Genomic DNA, 17840 nt, shown 5'->3' with positions numbered 1-17840 from the left:
CTGCGCAGTGGGCAACCCGGCATGGATGCCGGGTTAGCCGCCCCCGGCCATGGATGGCCGATGGCGGCGGGCCCACGGAGCAGGACCGGAGCGAGGGCATGCCGAGCCTAGGCGAGGCACCGAACGAAAGGGGCAAGAGCCCTTGGTTACTTGGGGCTTTTCCAAGTAACTCGCTGTAAGAGCGAAACCAATGGTCGCCATTACCGCAAAAACGGATATGTACGCCACCAAAAAACCGCACAAACAAAAACGGCCCCTATATAAATAGAGGCCGTTCCCGGTACATCTCAACACGCTACAGCAAGAATAATCTTACTTACGGTCTTCCAGCTTGGTGATATCACGCGACTCGTAGCCGGTGTACAGCTGGCGCGGACGGCCGATCTTGTACGGGCTGGAGAGCATTTCCTTCCAGTGGGAGATCCAGCCGACGGTCCGCGCCAGGGCGAAGATCACGGTGAACATGCTGGTTGGAATGCCGATCGCCTTGAGGATGATCCCCGAGTAGAAGTCGACGTTCGGGTACAGCGAGCGCTCGATGAAGTACGGGTCGGTCAGGGCGATCTCTTCCAGGCGCATGGCCAGTTCGAGTTGCGGATCGTTCTGGATGCCCAGTTCCTTCAACACTTCGTCGCAAGTCTGCTTCATGACTGTGGCGCGCGGGTCGCGATTTTTGTAAACGCGGTGACCGAAGCCCATCAGTTTGAACGGATCGTTCTTGTCCTTGGCCTTGGCGATGAACTTGTCGATGTTCGAAACATCGCCGATTTCATCGAGCATGGTCAGTACGGCTTCGTTTGCACCGCCGTGGGCAGGGCCCCACAGTGCAGCGATGCCGGCGGCGATACAGGCGAACGGGTTGGCGCCCGAAGAGCCGGCAAGGCGTACGGTGGAGGTCGAAGCGTTCTGCTCGTGGTCGGCATGGAGGATGAAGATCCGGTCCATGGCCTTGGCGAGCACCGGGCTGATCGGTTTGATCTCGCACGGGGTGTTGAACATCATGTGCAGGAAGTTTTCCGCGTACGACAGGTCGTTGCGCGGGTACATCATGGGTTGGCCCATGGAGTACTTGTAAACCATTGCGGCCAGGGTCGGCATCTTGGCAACCAGGCGGATCGCGGAGATTTCGCGATGCTGCGGGTTATTGATGTCCAGGGAGTCGTGGTAGAACGCCGAGAGGGCGCCGACTACGCCGCACATGACAGCCATCGGGTGGGCGTCGCGACGGAAGCCGTTGAAGAAGGTCTTCAACTGCTCGTGAACCATGGTGTGGTTCTTCACGGTGCTGACGAACTGGGCCTTCTGTTCTGCGGTCGGCAGTTCGCCGTTGAGCAGCAGATAGCAGGTTTCCAGGTAGTCCGACTTTTCAGCCAGCTGTTCGATCGGGTAGCCGCGGTGCAGCAGGATGCCGTTGTCGCCGTCGATATAGGTGATCTTCGACTCGCACGAGGCGGTCGACATGAAGCCTGGGTCAAAGGTGAAACGGCCCGTGGCCGTCAGGCCCCGAACATCGATAACATCGGGACCAACGGTGCCGGTTAAAATGGGCAGCTCGACGGGGGCTGCGCCCTCGATGATCAACTGCGCTTTTTTGTCAGCCATGTGGCCTCCTATTTATGCTTGAAATCATCAGACAGACCCCCCACGCAGGGCCCGCACCACTATAGTGAGATAAATTCGAATGTCAATTTGCCTAAAGTCTTGCTCCAGAAGGCTTTAACCGGACTTTTTCCTCGAAATTGACTGCCATTTACGCCTTTTATGTCAGTTGCGCAATCAGCTGTTTGGGTTAGGTGTTTGCGTTGTCATTAGTAGCCTAACTGTCTATACTCGGCCACCGACCGCCAAGGGCTTTTGGGCTTGCTTTCATTGGGGGTCGCATCCCTGGGTGGTGGTTACCTGACCAGTGCACTCCCCAACAACTTTGCCCTGATTGTTAGGGGCTCTTCAGTGTGAAAAAAAAGCCGTGAAAAGCCAACGACCTGTAAACCTAGACCTAAGGACCATCAAACTCCCAGTCACTGCTTACACGTCCATCCTTCACCGTATTTCCGGTGTCATCCTCTTCGTGTGCCTTGCCATCATGCTTTATGCATTGGACAAGTCGCTGAGCTCCGAGGAAGGCTTCGGTCAGGTGAAAGCGTGTCTGACCAGTCCGCTAGCCAAGCTAGTGACATGGGGCATCCTGTCCGCTCTGCTGTATCACCTGGTAGCCGGTGTGCGCCATTTGATCATGGACATGGGCATCGGTGAGACGCTGGAAGGCGGCAAGCTGGGCTCGAAAATCGTTATCGCCGTTTCCGTGGTGGTAATCGTTCTGGCAGGAGTTTGGATATGGTAACTAACGTCACGAACCTGTCGCGTTCGGGCCTCTATGACTGGATGGCGCAACGTGTGTCTGCGGTCGTTCTCGCGGCTTACTTCATCTTCCTGATCGGATACATCGTGGCCAACCCGGGCCTCGACTACGCCCAGTGGCATGAACTGTTCGCCCACAACGGAATGCGTATTTTCAGCCTCCTGGCCCTCGTTGCCCTCGGCGCTCACGCCTGGGTCGGCATGTGGACCATCGCGACCGACTACCTGACGCCAATGGCGTTCGGCAAGTCCGCGACCGCTATACGTTTCCTTTTCCAGGCAGTATGCGGCGTTGCGATGTTCGCTTACTTCGTCTGGGGCGTGCAGATTCTCTGGGGTATCTGATTCATGGCTAACATTCCAACGATTTCTTTCGACGCCATCATTATTGGTGGCGGCGGTGCCGGCATGCGCGCAGCGCTGCAACTGGCGCAGGGTGGTCACAAGACTGCCGTGATCACCAAGGTTTTCCCGACCCGTTCGCACACGGTATCCGCTCAAGGCGGCATCACCTGCGCAATCGCGTCCGCCGACCCGAACGATGACTGGCGCTGGCACATGTACGATACCGTCAAGGGTTCCGACTACATCGGTGACCAGGACGCTATCGAATACATGTGTCAGGAAGGCCCGGCTGCCGTTTACGAGCTGGACCACATGGGTATGCCGTTCTCCCGTACCGAGCAGGGCCGCATCTACCAGCGTCCGTTCGGCGGCCAGTCCAAGGACTACGGTAAAGGCGGCCAGGCTGCGCGTACTTGCGCTGCTTCCGACCGTACCGGTCACGCACTGCTGCATACCCTTTATCAGGGCAACCTGAAAGCCGGTACCGTGTTCCTGAACGAGTACTACGCTGTCGATCTGGTGAAGAACAGCGAAGGCGAGTTCGTCGGTGTGATCGCGATCTGCATCGAAACCGGTGAAACCACCTACATCCGCGCCAAGGCCACCGTGCTGGCGACCGGCGGTGCAGGCCGTATCTACGCTTCGACCACCAACGCCCTGATCAACACCGGTGACGGCGTTGGCATGGCGCTGCGTGCCGGCGTACCGGTGCAAGACATTGAAATGTGGCAGTTCCACCCGACCGGCATCGCCGGCGCCGGTGTACTGGTTACAGAAGGCTGCCGTGGTGAAGGTGGATACCTGATCAACAAGCACGGCGAGCGTTTCATGGAGCGTTATGCTCCGAACGCCAAAGACCTTGCCGGTCGTGACGTTGTTGCCCGTTCGATGGTTAAAGAGATCATCGCCGGCAACGGTTGCGGTCCGAATGGCGACCACGTGATGCTCAAGCTCGACCACCTGGGCGAGGAAGTGCTGCACAGTCGTCTGCCAGGCATCTGCGAACTGTCGAAGACTTTCGCGCACGTTGACCCGGTGGTTGCTCCGGTTCCGGTTGTTCCGACCTGCCACTACATGATGGGCGGCGTTGCCACCAACATTCATGGCCAGGCGATCACCCAGAACGCCGAAGGCGTGGACCAGATCATTCCTGGTCTGTTCGCTGTAGGTGAAGTGGCTTGCGTATCGGTTCACGGTGCCAACCGCCTGGGCGGCAACTCGCTCCTCGACCTGGTGGTATTCGGCCGCGCTGCCGGCCTGCACCTGGAAAAGGCGCTGACCGACGGCATCGAGTACGACGACGCTACCGAAGCCGACATCGACGCTGCCCTGTCGCGCCTGAACGCACTGAACAGCCGTACTGATGGCGAAGACGTGGCTACCTTGCGTCGCGAGCTGCAAAGCTGCATGCAGAACTACTTCGGTGTATTCCGTACCGGCGAATACATGCAGAAAGGTATCGCTCAGCTTGCTGACCTGCGTACCCGCATTGCCAACGTGAAGATCAACGACAAGTCGCAGGCGTTCAACACTGCCCGTATCGAAGCGCTGGAACTGCAGAACCTGCTGGAAGTGGCCGAAGCTACCGCCATCGCTGCCGAAGTGCGTAAAGAGTCCCGCGGTGCCCACGCCCGTGAAGACTTCGAAGACCGTGACGACGAAAACTGGCTGTGCCACACCCTGTACTTCCCGGGTGACAAGCGCGTAACCAAGCGTGCCGTGAACTTCTCGCCGAAGACTGTTCCGACTTTTGAACCTAAGATTCGGACTTATTAAGGGTGGCAGCCATGTTGCAAGTCAGCGTTTATCGTTACAACCCTGATCAGGACGCCGCGCCGTTCATGCAGGAATTCCAGGTCGATACCGGTGGTAAAGACCTGATGGTGCTGGACGTGCTGGCCCTGATCAAAGAGCAGGACGAGGGTTTCTCCTATCGTCGCTCTTGCCGTGAAGGTGTTTGCGGTTCCGATGGCATGAACATCAACGGCAAAAACGGCCTGGCGTGCATCACGCCGCTGTCTGCTGTCGTAAAAGGTAACAAGTTGATCGTTCGTCCTCTGCCAGGTTTGCCGGTTATCCGTGACCTGGTCGTCGATATGAGCATCTTCTACAAGCAATACGAAAAGGTTAAGCCATACCTGCAGAACGACACGCCGGCTCCGGCCATCGAGCGTCTGCAGTCCCCAGAAGAGCGTGAAAAGCTGGACGGTCTGTACGAGTGCATCCTGTGCGCTTGCTGCTCGACTTCCTGCCCGTCCTTCTGGTGGAACCCGGACAAGTTCCTGGGTCCTGCTGCCCTGCTGCAAGCGTACCGCTTCCTGGCAGACAGCCGCGACACCAAGACTACCGAGCGTCTGGCTTCGCTGGATGACCCGTTCAGCGTATTCCGCTGCCGCGGGATCATGAACTGCGTCAACGTATGTCCGAAAGGCCTGAACCCGACTAAGGCCATCGGTCACATCCGTAACATGCTGCTCTCCAGCGGCGTGTGATTCAGCTGCTGTACCCGTTGTACCCGTAGATGCTACGGCGCAGGCTTCAACCGGCGCCGTAGTTTTAACCTGAGCAGCAGCTTAAAAGGCTGCGGCTCTTATTTTGAAGAAATGAGACAAGCAGGGGCATCCGGGCTGGTACCCGGACTATCAGTGTGATCCTAGTGGCTTGTTTTGGTCGCTGCATTCGGACTTCTGCAAGCGTGCTCGGTGTCGACACCGGTGGTGTTCCCCTAACCGAGGGTGACCAAGCATGCAAGAAAGCGTGATGCAGCGCATGTGGAACAGTGCCTACCTATCCGGTAGTAACGCTGCCTATGTGGAAGAGCTTTATGAGCTCTACCTGCACGACCCTAACGCTGTGCCAGAAGAGTGGCGCACCTACTTCCAGAAGTTGCCTGCTGACGGCAACTCTGCCACCGATGTTTCGCACTCCACAATTCGCGATCATTTCGTCTTGCTGGCAAAGAACCAGCGCCGCGCCCAACCGGTTTCCGCCGGCAGCGTGAGCAGTGAGCACGAGAAGAAGCAAGTTGAAGTGCTGCGATTGATCCAGGCCTACCGTATGCGTGGCCACCAGGCAGCCCAGCTTGACCCGCTGGGACTGTGGCAGCGTCCTGCACCTGCAGACCTGTCGATCAATCATTACGGCTTGACCAATGCCGATCTTGATACGACCTTCCGTGCCGGCGACCTGTTCATCGGCAAAGAGGAAGCGAGCCTACGCGAAATTCACGAAGCGTTGCAGCAGACATATTGCCGCACCATCGGCGCTGAATTCACGCACATCACCGATTCCGAGCAGCGCCAGTGGTTCCAGCAGCGTCTGGAAAGCGTGCGCGGCCGTCCGACGTACTCCGCCGACATCAAGAGCCACCTGCTTGAGCGCGTGACCGCCGGTGAAGGCCTGGAAAAATACCTGGGCACCAAATACCCGGGTACCAAGCGTTTCGGTCTGGAAGGCGGCGAAAGCCTGATTCCGATGCTCGACGAGCTGATCCAGCGTTCCGGTTCCTACGGCACCAAGGAAATCGTCATCGGCATGGCCCACCGTGGCCGTCTGAACGTGCTGGTCAACACCTTCGGCAAGAACCCGCGCGAGCTGTTCGACGAGTTCGAAGGCAAGAAGAAGGTCGAGCTGGGTTCCGGTGACGTCAAATACCACCAGGGCTTCTCGTCCAACGTGATGACCACCGGCGGTGAAGTTCACCTGGCCATGGCGTTCAACCCGTCCCACCTGGAAATCGTTTCCCCGGTGGTCGAGGGTTCGGTTCGCGCCCGTCAGGACCGTCGCAACGATCCTACCGGTGAGAAGGTTCTGCCGATCTCCATCCACGGTGACGCTGCATTCGCAGGTCAGGGCGTGGTCATGGAAACCTTCCAGATGTCGCAGACCCGCGGTTTCAAGACCGGCGGTACCGTGCACATCGTGATCAACAACCAGGTTGGTTTCACCATCAGCAACCCGCTGGACTCGCGCTCCACCGAGTACGCGACCGACGTTGCGAAAATGATCCAGGCGCCGATCCTCCATGTGAATGGCGATGATCCGGAAGCCGTATTGTTCGTGACCCAGCTGGCCATCGACTACCGCATGCAGTTCAAGCGTGACGTGGTGATCGACCTGGTCTGCTACCGTCGTCGCGGCCACAACGAGGCCGACGAACCAAGCGGCACCCAGCCGATCATGTATCAGCAGATCACCAAACAGCGCACCACCCGTGAGCTGTATGCCGATCGTCTGACCCAGGGCGGTGTGTTGGACGCAGAGCGTGTTCAGGCGAAAGTCGACGAATACCGCAACGCGCTGGACAACGGGCTGCATGTAGTGAAAAGCCTGGTCAAAGAGCCGAACAAAGAGTTGTTCGTGGACTGGCGTCCGTATCTGGGCCACGCCTGGACCGCGCGTCACGACACGCGTTTCGACCTCAAGACCTTGCAGGAACTGTCCGCCAAGCTGCTGGAAATCCCGGAAGGCTTCGTGGTTCAGCGCCAGGTTGCGAAGATCTACGAAGACCGTCAGAAGATGCAAGCCGGCGGCCTGCCGATCAACTGGGGTTACGCCGAAACCATGGCGTACGCGACCCTGGCGTTCGAAGGTCACCCGATCCGCATGACCGGCCAGGACATCGGCCGCGGTACGTTCTCGCACCGTCATGCCGTGCTGCACAACCAGAAAGACGCGGGTACCTACATCCCGTTGCAAAACCTGTACGACGGTCAGCCACGTTTCGACCTGTACGACTCGTTCCTGTCCGAAGAAGCGGTGCTGGCGTTCGAATACGGTTATTCGACCACCACGCCGGATGCACTGGTGATCTGGGAAGCCCAGTTCGGCGACTTCGCCAACGGTGCCCAGGTGGTTATCGACCAGTTCATCACCAGTGGCGAGCACAAGTGGGGCCGTCTGTGCGGTCTGACCATGCTGCTGCCGCACGGTTATGAAGGTCAGGGGCCGGAGCACTCCTCGGCGCGTCTGGAGCGTTACCTGCAGCTGTGCGCCGAGCACAACATTCAGGTCGCGGTACCGACTACGCCGGCACAGATCTACCACTTGCTGCGCCGTCAGGTGATTCGCCCGCTGCGCAAGCCATTGATCGTTCTGACTCCGAAGTCGCTGCTGCGTCACAAGCTGGCCATCTCGACCCTGGAAGACCTGGCCGAAGGTTCGTTCCAGACCGTTATTCCGGAAATCGATGCCCTGGACCCGAAAAAGGTCGAGCGCGTTGTCCTGTGTAGCGGCAAGGTCTACTACGACCTGCTGGAAAAACGCCGTGCCGAAGGCCGTGACGACATCGCCATCGTGCGTATCGAGCAGCTGTACCCATTCCCTGAGGACGACTTGAAAGAAGTCCTGGCTCCCTACACCAACGTCAAAGCTGCCGTCTGGTGCCAGGAAGAGCCGATGAACCAGGGTGCGTGGTACTGCAGCCAACACCACATGCGTCGCAGCATCAGCAACCTCAACAAGTCTCTCGTACTCGAGTACGCGGGCCGTGAGGCTTCTGCTGCACCTGCATGCGGTTACGCATCGATGCACGCCGAACAGCAGGAAAAACTGCTGCAAGACGCCTTTACTGTTTAACGCCTTCGCGCACCTGAAACCGAATTTAAGGAACCACAGACAATGGCTATCGAGATCAAAGCCCCCACTTTCCCGGAATCGGTTGCCGATGGCACCGTTGCCACTTGGCACAAGCAACCGGGCGATGCGGTCAAGCGCGACGAACTGATCGTCGACATCGAAACCGACAAAGTCGTGCTGGAAGTATTGGCTACCGCTGACGGCGTACTGGGCGCTATCGTCAAGAACGAAGGCGAAACCGTTCTGTCCGACGAAGTCCTCGGCTCCATCGTTGAAGGCGGCGCTGCCGCCGCCGCTCCGGCTGCCGCTGCTGCTCCGGCCGCTGCCGCCGCTGCTCCAGCTGCCGGCGCTGACGAAGACGCCATCGCCGCTCCGGCTGCTCGCAAGCTGGCCGAAGAAAACGGCATCAACCTGGCTTCCGTCAAAGGCACCGGCAAAGATGGTCGTGTAACCAAGGAAGACGTGGTTGCCGCTGTCGAAGCCAAGAAAGCCGCTCCGGCTGCCGCACCTGCCAAGGCTGCTGCTCCGGCTGCCGCTGCTCCTGTGTTCGCCGCCGGCGATCGCATCGAGAAGCGCGTTCCGATGACCCGCGTTCGTGCCACCGTGGCCAAGCGTCTGGTTGAAGCTCAATCGAACATGGCGATGCTGACCACTTTCAACGAAGTCGACATGACCGAAGTCATGGCCCTGCGTTCGAAGTACAAGGACCTGTTCGAGAAGTCCCACAACGGCGTGCGCCTGGGCTTCATGTCGTTCTTCGTGAAAGCGGCCACCGAAGCGCTGAAACGCTTCCCGGCTGTCAACGCCTCGATCGACGGCGGCGACATCGTTTACCACGGCTACGCTGACGTCGGCGTTGCAGTTTCCAGCGATCGCGGCCTGGTTGTACCGGTCCTGCGTAACGCCGAACTGATGAGCCTGGCTGAAATCGAAGGCGGCATCGCCACCTTCGGCAAGAAAGCCCGCGACGGCAAACTGTCGATGGACGAAATGACCGGTGGTACTTTCACCATCACCAACGGTGGTACTTTCGGTTCGATGATGTCGACCCCGATCGTCAACCCGCCACAAGCCGCCATCCTGGGCATGCACAACATCATCCAGCGTCCGATGGCCATCAACGGCCAGGTCGTTATCCGTCCGATGATGTACCTGGCACTGTCCTACGATCACCGTCTGATCGATGGCAAAGAAGCTGTGACCTTCCTGGTGACCATCAAGAACCTGCTGGAAGATCCGGCTCGTCTGTTGCTGGATATCTGATAGAAGCAGCCATGAGCTGCAAGCCGGGCTGTCGGAAAACCCGCGGCCTGGCTTGCCGCTTGCGGCTTGAAGCTTTTCGCTAAAGAGGATTTTTTGAATGTCGCAGAAATTTGACGTAGTAGTGATCGGCGCGGGCCCTGGCGGTTACGTGGCTGCCATCAAGGCCGCCCAGCTTGGTCTTTCGACTGCCTGCATCGAGAAGTACACCGACAAGGAAGGCAAACTGGCTCTGGGCGGTACTTGCCTGAACGTCGGCTGCATTCCATCCAAGGCGCTGCTGGACAGCTCCTGGAAGTACAAGGAAGCCAAAGAAGGCTTCGCGATCCACGGTATCAACCACGCTGGCGTGACCATGGACGTGCCAGCAATGGTCGGCCGCAAGGCCACCATCGTCAAAGGCCTGACCTCCGGCGTTGCGACCCTGTTCAAAGCCAACGGTGTGACTTCCATTGAAGGTCACGGCAAGCTGCTGGCCGGCAAGCAAGTTGAAGTCACCAAGCCGGACGGCTCGGTAGAAATCATCCAGGCCGAGAACGTGATCCTGGCTCCAGGTTCGCGTCCGATCGACATTCCACCGGCTCCGGTCGACCAGAATGTGATCGTCGATTCGACTGGCGCCCTGGAATTCCAGACCGTGCCTAAGCGTCTGGGCGTGATCGGCGCTGGCGTTATCGGCCTGGAACTGGGTTCGGTCTGGTCGCGTCTGGGTGCAGAAGTGACTGTCCTGGAAGCCCTGGACACCTTCCTGATGGCAGCCGATGCCGCTGTTTCCAAGGAAGCGCTGAAAACCCTGACCAAACAGGGCCTGGACATCAAGCTGGGCGCTCGCGTGACCGGTTCCAAAGTGAACGGCGACGAAGTCGTTGTTAACTACACCGATGCAAACGGCGAACAGAACATCACTTTCGACAAGCTGATCGTAGCCGTTGGTCGCCGTCCGGTGACCACTGATCTGCTGGCTGCCGACTGCGGCGTGACCCTGGACGAGCGCGGTTTCGTGCACGTTGACGATCACTGCGCCACCACCGTACCGGGCGTCTACGCCATCGGCGACGTGGTTCGCGGCATGATGCTGGCGCACAAGGCGTCGGAAGAGGGCATCATGGTTGTCGAGCGCATCAAGGGCCACAAGGCCCAGATGAACTATGATTTGATCCCTTCGGTTATTTATACTCACCCGGAAATCGCGTGGGTTGGTAAAACCGAGCAGGCCTTGAAAGCTGAAGGCGTTGAAGTTAACGTCGGCACCTTCCCGTTCGCAGCCTCCGGCCGTGCCATGGCTGCCAACGACACCGGTGGTTTCGTCAAGGTCATCGCAGATGCCAAGACAGACCGCGTACTGGGCGTCCACGTGATTGGCCCAAGCGCTGCCGAACTGGTTCAGCAGGGCGCGATCGGTATGGAATTCGGCACCAGCGCTGAAGACCTGGGCATGATGGTTTTCTCCCATCCGACCCTGTCTGAAGCCTTGCACGAAGCTGCTCTGGCAGTGAATGGCGGCGCCATCCACATCGCCAACCGCAAGAAGCGTTAAGACATAATAAGAAACCACGGCGGTTTGGCCCGTCGTGAGCCTTGCATGCAAGACTCACCGCGGAATATCCGCTGGACGCAGTCTTGCATAGCTGCACCGGGTATCCGGAAAGGCTATGCAAGCAGCAGTCACAGGTGGTGCGGCACTTGAATGAGTGCAGCACCGAATGCGCAGTACCTAACGAAGACGGTAATAAGCATGAATCTTCACGAGTATCAGGGTAAGCAGCTGTTCGCTGAGTACGGCCTGCCAGTTTCCACCGGTTACGCGGTAGACACCCCGGAAGCAGCAGCAGAAGCTTGCGACAAAATCGGCGGCAGCGAGTGGGTTGTCAAAGCCCAGGTCCACGCCGGTGGTCGCGGTAAAGCGGGCGGCGTAAAGCTGGTTCGCAGCAAAGAAGACGCCAAAGCCTTCGCACAGCAGTGGCTGGGCAAGCGTCTGGTGACTTACCAGACTGACGCCAATGGTCAGCCAGTCACCAAGATCCTGGTTGAATCGTGCACTGATATCGCTAAAGAGCTGTACCTGGGCGCTGTCGTTGACCGTTCGAGCCGTCGCATCGTGTTCATGGCTTCCACCGAAGGTGGCGTGGACATCGAGAAAATCGCTCACGACACTCCAGAAAAAATTCTGAAGGCCACTATCGATCCACTGGTTGGCGCTCAGCCATTCCAGGGTCGCGAGCTGGCATTCCAGCTGGGTCTGGAAGGCAAGCAAGTTGCCCAGTTCGCCAAGATCTTCGTAGGTCTGGCCAAACTGTTCAAGGATCACGACCTGGCCCTGCTGGAAGTGAACCCGCTGGTGATCAAGGCTGACGGCGATCTGCACTGCCTCGATGCCAAGATCAACATCGACGCCAACGCCATGTACCGTCAGCCTAAGCTGAAGACTTTCCACGATCCGTCGCAAGACGATCCGCGCGAAGCGCACGCTGCCAAGTTCGAACTGAACTACGTAGCACTGGAAGGCAACATCGGTTGCATGGTCAACGGTGCTGGCCTGGCCATGGGTACCATGGACATCGTCAACCTGCATGGCGGCAAACCAGCCAACTTCCTCGACGTGGGCGGCGGTGCTACCAAGGAACGCGTTACCGAAGCGTTCAAGATCATCCTGTCCGACACCAACGTCGCTGCAGTACTGGTCAACATCTTCGGCGGCATCGTTCGCTGCGACATGATTGCCGAAGGCATCATCGGCGCTGTGAAAGAAGTCGGCGTGAAAATCCCGGTTGTTGTTCGCCTTGAAGGCAACAACGCTGAGCTGGGCGCTAAAGTACTGGCAGAAAGCGGTTTGAACATCATCGCTGCTACCAGCCTGACCGACGCTGCTCAACAAGTTGTCAAAGCTGCGGAGGGCAAATAATGAGCGTCCTGATCAATAAAGACACCAAAGTTATCTGCCAGGGTATTACCGGTTCGCAAGGTAGTTTCCACACCCAGCAAGCCATCGAGTACGGCACCAAGATGGTTGGTGGTGTAACTCCAGGCAAAGGCGGCACCGAGCACCTGGGCCTGCCGGTGTTCAACACCGTTAAGGACGCAGTAGCTGCCACCGGCGCTACCGCCAGCGTGATCTACGTTCCGGCTCCTTTCTGCAAGGACTCGATCCTGGAAGCTGCTTTCGGCGGCATCAAGCTGATCGTCTGCATCACCGAAGGCATTCCTACCCTGGACATGCTGGACGCTAAAGTTAAGTGCGACGAGCTGGGTATCACCCTGATCGGCCCTAACTGCCCAGGCGTGATCACCCCAGGCGAATGCAAGATCGGCATCATGCCAGGTCACATTCACTTGCCAGGCAAGGTCGGTATCGTTTCCCGTTCCGGCACCCTGACCTACGAAGCTGTGAAGCAGACTACTGACGCCGGTTTCGGTCAGTCGACTTGCGTCGGCATCGGTGGTGACCCGATCCCGGGTTCGAACTTCATCGACATCCTGAAGCTGTTCCAGGAAGACCCGAAGACCGAAGCGATCGTGATGATCGGCGAGATCGGCGGTTCGGCTGAAGAAGAAGCGGCTGCCTACATCAAGGCACACGTGACCAAGCCGGTTGTTTCCTACATCGCTGGTGTGACTGCTCCTCCGGGCAAGCGCATGGGCCATGCTGGCGCAATCATCTCTGGCGGCAAAGGCACTGCAGACGAGAAATTCGCTGCTCTGCAAGACGCAGGCGTTAAAACCGTGCGTTCGCTGGCAGACATCGGCAAGGCCCTGGCCGAGCTGACTGGTTGGGCTGTCAAGTAAGCCACGCGCTAACTGACGCTTCACCAAAACAAAGGCCACCTTCGGGTGGCCTTTGTCGTTTCCGGCATTTGTGTTGACCGTGCGGACGCCATCGCGAGCAAGCTCGCTCCCACAATTGACCGCGTTCCAATGTGGGAGCGAGCTTGCTCGCGATGACGGACTTATAGGCGCCGACCATTTACATGCATAAACGCGACACGAAAATGTCGTAGATCGGAATGTTCGCCCTCTAACAGTGCGTTTGTCGGCCAAATTCGTTAGGCTACGCGCCATTTTTGCGTCCGCTGCCCACAAGGTGGCAACGCGCTAAAAGGGTTGGTCTTATACGGACCGACAGCATTTCCCTCACCCATAGGGAAATCCCTCTCTAAATTCCGATTCAGTAGTGTGGTATTTCCTTAATGAAAGTGTTGAAAGGCCAGGACATCCTGGCACTTGGTTTTATGACGTTTGCCCTGTTCGTCGGGGCCGGCAACATCATCTTCCCGCCTATCGTCGGTTTGCAGTCCGGGCCTAATGTCTGGATGGCGGCGCTGGGTTTCCTGGTCACCGCAGTCGGTCTGCCGGTGATCACCGTTGTAGCCCTGGCCAAGGTCGGCGGTGCAATGGATGCCTTGAGCAGCCCGATCGGTAAAGTCGCCGGTGGCCTGCTGGCAGCGGCTTGCTACCTCGCTGTTGGCCCGTTGTTCGCGACGCCACGTACCGCGACGGTTTCCTTCGAAGTGGGCCTGGCGCCGCTGACCGGCGAGAGTCCGCTGGCGCTGTTCCTGTACAGCTCGGTCTACTTCCTGCTGGTGTTCTTCATCTCGCTGTATCCGGGTCGCTTGCTCGATACCGTAGGGCGATTCCTCGCCCCGCTGAAGATCATCGCCCTGGCCGCTCTCGGCATCGCCGCATTCGCCTTGCCGGCCGGTGACATTGGCCATGCAACGCCTGAGTACGTGGCGGCACCGTTTTCCCAGGGCTTCATCAATGGTTACCTGACCATGGATACCCTGGGCGCCCTGGTGTTCGGCATCGTCATCGTCAACGCCATCCGTTCCCGCGGCGTCGAGTCGCCAGCGTTGATCACCCGCTATGCGATCATCGCCGGCCTGATCGCCGGTGTAGGCCTGGCGCTGGTCTATGTCAGCCTGTTCCGTCTCGGTTCGGGCAGCCATGAAGTGGCCGCAGGCGCTACCAACGGTGCGGCGGTGTTGCACGCTTACGTGCAACATACCTTCGGTTCGCTGGGCAGCGGTTTCCTGGCCGTGCTGATTTCGCTGGCGTGCCTGGTGACCGCGGTCGGCCTGACCTGTGCCTGCGCCGAGTACTTCAGCCGGGTGCTGCCACTGTCCTACAAGACACTGGTGATCATCCTCGCGGCATTCTCCCTGCTGGTGTCCAACCTGGGCCTGACCAAGCTGATTGCGTTCTCGATCCCGGTACTGACCGCGATCTACCCGCCATGCATCGCCCTGGTGGCCCTGAGCTTCTGCAAGGACTTCTGGCATGAGCAGGGCCGCATCGTCGGCCCGGTCATGCTGGTGTCGTTCATCTTCGGCCTGATCGACGCCCTCAAGGGTGCAGGCCTGGCGGACTGGATGCCGGCGCAAATGGCCCACCTGCCGCTGAGCGAGCAGGGGCTGGCGTGGCTGGTGCCATCGGTGATGACGCTGGTGGTTGCCGTTGTCTGCGACCGTATGCTGGGCAAGCGCGAAGAAGCGCTGGCTTAAAGCTTTCGACCTGCCATAAGCGGGTCGGACAAGCAGAAAATGAAATGCCCCGTATCAATCGATACGGGGCATTTTTTTATGGGGTGGTGCGGTGTCTTTTCTGTTGAGCTAACGTCGAAGCTCTACAAAATCCATTGTGGGAGCGAGCTTGCTCCCACAGGGTTTGTGTACTCCGCCAATACATCACAAGGACCTGCATGTCGTTCATCCAAGCCAACCTGATCCACATCCTCGCGGCCATCTGGTTCGTCATCTGCTGGGGCGGGTACACCCGCTATGCCACCTGGAAAGGCCGTGACACTGCGTGCCTGGCCAGCGTTCTGCACCTTTACCGCGAAGACTGGATGCGCCGCATGCTGTTGCGCGACAACCGTATCGCCGATGCCAGCGTGATCGGCAATCTGGAGCGCAACGCTTCGTTCTTCGCCTCCAGCACGCTGATTATCCTGGCCGGTATTCTCACGGTGTTGGGGGCGTCGGAGCGGGCGGTATCGTTGCTGGCGGATATCCCGATGGTGCAACAGGCCTCCCAGGGCATGTCGGAAATCAAGTTGCTGTGCCTGGCGCTGGTGTTTGTCTATGCGTTCTTCACGTTCAGCTGGTGCATGCGCCAGTACAACTTCGCGGCGGTACTGGTGGGTTCGGCGCCAATGGTCGGCGAGCGTCTGGTGTCCGAGCAAGAGCGTAAAGCCTTTGCTGCCCGCGCAGCCCGCGTCATCTCCATGGCCGCCAACCAGTTCAACTTCGGGCTGCGTTCCTACTACTTCGGCATGACCATGCTGGCGTGGTTCGTCAGCCCATGGTTATTCATGTTGATGAGTGCCGGCGTGGTGTTCGTGTTGTACCGCCGCGAGTTTCATTCCGACGTTCTCGACGTGATGGTCTATACCCCTACAGAGGCGCCGTTGCCGGAGTCGATCAAAGAGGCTGCTTGATGAGTATTCCATTCTGGTGCGTGGTTATCAGTGCGGTATTGATTTACCTGGCACGGATGCCCGTGACTACCGCCATGAAAGAGCTGGGCGGCTACGACAACCACTTGCCGCGCCAACAGCAGACGCAACTCACGGGCCTGGGGGCCCGGGCACTGGCGGCGCATCAGAATAGTTTCGAAGCATTCATCCTGTTTGCGGTGGGTGTGTTGATGGCGCACACCACGCAGACGGCCGGTTGGCTCATCGATTTGCTCGCGATCATCTTTGTGATCTCGCGGATCATTTATCTGGCGTGTTACTGGAAAGACCTGACCTGGCAACGCAGCCTGGTTTGGCTGGTGGGATTTATCTGTTCGATGTTGCTGATGATTAGTCCGACTTTTAGAACGATTTTGCTCTAACCGTTTTTTTGAGGACAAAAGAAAACCCGCACTTGGCGGGTTTTCTTTTACAGCTCTAAAAACCGTATTAGTTCTTAGGTGCTTCCGGAGCAGCTGGAGTGGCCGGTGCGGCCTCTTTTGCCGCTTCCGCGTTCGATTCAGCCTGATCTTTGGCGGCTTCGGCGTTTTCTTTCGCGGCGTCGTTCACTTTATCCTGAGCTTTGCTCATGTCTTGCTGAGCTTGCTCAGCATGTTTGGCAGCATCTTGAGCTTTGTCCTCGGATTTTTTATCGCAGGCAGCGAGACCGAGGGAAGCGGTCAACATCAAGGCAATAGCTAAAGTCTTACGCATGGGGTGTTTCTCCTGATGAAAAGCATCTACTGGCCTTAAGAACCCACGCATCAGGGTTAAGTTCCTTAATTCTGTGAGATATATAAGTTTTATTCTAATGCGGAACTTTTACCCGACCGTCAGCGCATTGAATGGAGCTAAACAAGAGTGTTTATCAAATGGCGGAAAACCCCATTTTTGAGCGTGCGACGCGCTTCCTGTCGGCGTTGCGACATTGTCAGGTACTTGGACTAAGCGTTCACAGCGCCAGCAGCGAAGGGTTGACGGTCGTGCTGCCATACAGCCGGCAGATCGTCGGCAATCCCGAAACCGGCGTGATTCATGGCGGGGCGCTGACCTCGCTGATGGACACCGCCTGTGGCATGGCGACGCTCTGCGTACTCCCGGAGTTCGAAGTCTGCCCGACCCTCGACCTGCGCATCGACTATATGCACGCCGCCGAGCCACATAAGGATGTCTATGGTTTTGCCCAGTGCTACCGGGTCACCACCGACGTGATTTTTGCCCGTGGCTTCGCCTATCAGGACGACCCCGAACAGCCCATTGCCCATGTGATGGGCACTTTCATGCGCATGGGCAAGGGCATCAAAGGTACCAAGGGCTTTGGTGGCGTGGTAGCCGGAGGGGCGCAATGAGCGAATCCTTGAGGGACCAACTGCAAAAGGCCCACGAGCAGGGCGATTACGCCTCGCTGCTGGATTTGATTCCCTATGCCCGGCTGATCGGTGTCGAGTGCTCCAGGGTGGGAGATGAGCTGCTGTTCAAGCTGCCGGCGAACAAGGACAACATTGGTAACCCTTTGTTGCCGGCAATTCACGGCGGAGTGATTGCCGGTTTCATGGAATTGGCCGCGGCGCTGCACCTGTTGGTGTTTACCGGAACGTCCGGGGTGCCGAAGATCATCGACTTCTCCCTCGATTACCTGCGTGCCGGGCAGTTTCGCGATACGTGGGCCCGATGCCAGGTCTGGCGCCAGGGGCGGCGGGTCGCCAATGTGGCGATTACTGCCTGGCAAAGCACCGAAGCCGAACCCATAGCCACGGCCCGTGCGCATTTCAAACTCGAAGAGCCCTTGAAATCCTGAACTCAGCCCCAAACTCAGATGACAACCCGCCGTCGATCGCTCAAGGTCGCG

Annotated in this window: 16 protein-coding genes; 14 read left to right on the top strand and 2 right to left on the bottom strand. The window is 58.4% G+C overall.

Translation table 11 applies throughout. The features are described 5' to 3' along the window. Positions 1-312: 312 nt before the first annotated feature. Positions 313-1602 carry a citrate synthase gene (gltA, locus tag EI969_RS25470; protein WP_007977501.1) on the bottom strand — a complete coding sequence of 430 codons (1290 nt, stop codon included), beginning with the start codon at positions 1600-1602 and terminating at the stop codon, positions 313-315. A gap of 364 nt (positions 1603-1966) precedes the next feature. Here gltA and sdhC point away from each other — a divergent pair, with 364 nt between their 5' ends. The 12 genes from sdhC to EI969_RS25410 all read left to right on the top strand — a co-directional run bounded on the left by sdhC (position 1967) and on the right by EI969_RS25410 (position 16374). Next, on the top strand, positions 1967-2341 hold the full coding sequence (gene sdhC / locus EI969_RS25465; RefSeq protein ID WP_032829628.1) for a succinate dehydrogenase, cytochrome b556 subunit: 375 nt from the start codon (positions 1967-1969) through the stop codon (positions 2339-2341). Further along, positions 2335-2703 (top strand): succinate dehydrogenase, hydrophobic membrane anchor protein, encoded by a 369-nt coding sequence (gene sdhD, locus EI969_RS25460; protein ID WP_056721678.1) that lies wholly within the window; start codon positions 2335-2337, stop codon positions 2701-2703. The genes sdhC and sdhD overlap by 7 nt, the downstream gene beginning before the upstream one ends. A 3-nt stretch (positions 2704-2706) precedes the next feature. Next, on the top strand, positions 2707-4479 hold the full coding sequence (gene sdhA, locus EI969_RS25455) for a succinate dehydrogenase flavoprotein subunit (protein ID WP_150715593.1): 1773 nt from the start codon (positions 2707-2709) through the stop codon (positions 4477-4479). 11 nt (positions 4480-4490) lie between these two features. Next, positions 4491-5195: a succinate dehydrogenase iron-sulfur subunit gene (locus tag EI969_RS25450; protein WP_053118486.1), complete on the top strand. Its 705-nt coding sequence runs from the start codon at positions 4491-4493 to the stop codon at positions 5193-5195. Between the two features lie 253 nt (positions 5196-5448). Next, on the top strand, positions 5449-8280 hold the full coding sequence (locus tag EI969_RS25445) for a 2-oxoglutarate dehydrogenase E1 component (RefSeq protein ID WP_150715594.1): 2832 nt from the start codon (positions 5449-5451) through the stop codon (positions 8278-8280). 42 nt (positions 8281-8322) lie between these two features. After that, positions 8323-9543, top strand: coding sequence for a 2-oxoglutarate dehydrogenase complex dihydrolipoyllysine-residue succinyltransferase (gene odhB / locus EI969_RS25440; protein WP_056721685.1), 1221 nt, complete (start codon positions 8323-8325; stop codon positions 9541-9543). A gap of 97 nt (positions 9544-9640) precedes the next feature. Continuing rightward, the gene (lpdA, locus tag EI969_RS25435; protein ID WP_103394793.1) at positions 9641-11077 is read left to right on the top strand and encodes a dihydrolipoyl dehydrogenase; all 1437 of its coding nucleotides are present in this window, start codon (positions 9641-9643) and stop codon (positions 11075-11077) included. 198 nt (positions 11078-11275) lie between these two features. Next, positions 11276-12442: an ADP-forming succinate--CoA ligase subunit beta gene (gene sucC, locus EI969_RS25430; RefSeq protein WP_007919879.1), complete on the top strand. Its 1167-nt coding sequence runs from the start codon at positions 11276-11278 to the stop codon at positions 12440-12442. Beyond that, complete coding sequence (sucD, locus tag EI969_RS25425) at positions 12442-13323, top strand: succinate--CoA ligase subunit alpha (RefSeq protein WP_008032672.1); 882 nt, start codon at positions 12442-12444, stop codon at positions 13321-13323. Before sucC ends, sucD begins: the two co-directional genes overlap by 1 nt. Before the next feature lie 401 nt (positions 13324-13724). Beyond that, on the top strand, positions 13725-15038 hold the full coding sequence (gene brnQ / locus EI969_RS25420; RefSeq protein ID WP_160390189.1) for a branched-chain amino acid transport system II carrier protein: 1314 nt from the start codon (positions 13725-13727) through the stop codon (positions 15036-15038). 197 nt (positions 15039-15235) lie between these two features. Further along, positions 15236-15973: a DUF599 domain-containing protein gene (locus EI969_RS25415; protein ID WP_110659449.1), complete on the top strand. Its 738-nt coding sequence runs from the start codon at positions 15236-15238 to the stop codon at positions 15971-15973. Next, the gene (locus tag EI969_RS25410) at positions 15973-16374 is read left to right on the top strand and encodes an MAPEG family protein (protein WP_160390188.1); all 402 of its coding nucleotides are present in this window, start codon (positions 15973-15975) and stop codon (positions 16372-16374) included. Before EI969_RS25415 ends, EI969_RS25410 begins: the two co-directional genes overlap by 1 nt. Before the next feature lie 67 nt (positions 16375-16441). Here the strand turns inward: EI969_RS25410 and EI969_RS25405 are convergent, their stop codons facing one another. Next, the gene (locus EI969_RS25405) at positions 16442-16705 is read right to left on the bottom strand and encodes a hypothetical protein (protein ID WP_160390187.1); all 264 of its coding nucleotides are present in this window, start codon (positions 16703-16705) and stop codon (positions 16442-16444) included. A gap of 158 nt (positions 16706-16863) precedes the next feature. On the opposite strand from EI969_RS25405, the gene EI969_RS25400 reads away from it, so the two are divergent. Further along, on the top strand, positions 16864-17340 hold the full coding sequence (locus EI969_RS25400) for a PaaI family thioesterase (RefSeq protein WP_160390186.1): 477 nt from the start codon (positions 16864-16866) through the stop codon (positions 17338-17340). Then, positions 17337-17789: a PaaI family thioesterase gene (locus EI969_RS25395; protein ID WP_160390185.1), complete on the top strand. Its 453-nt coding sequence runs from the start codon at positions 17337-17339 to the stop codon at positions 17787-17789. The genes EI969_RS25400 and EI969_RS25395 overlap by 4 nt, the downstream gene beginning before the upstream one ends. Positions 17790-17840 lie beyond the last annotated feature (51 nt).

It is taken from the genome of Pseudomonas sp. PB101, from assembly GCF_009764265.1.
GTDB lineage: Bacteria > Pseudomonadota > Gammaproteobacteria > Pseudomonadales > Pseudomonadaceae > Aquipseudomonas.
This window is presented reverse-complemented; position numbering and strand designations above follow the sequence as displayed.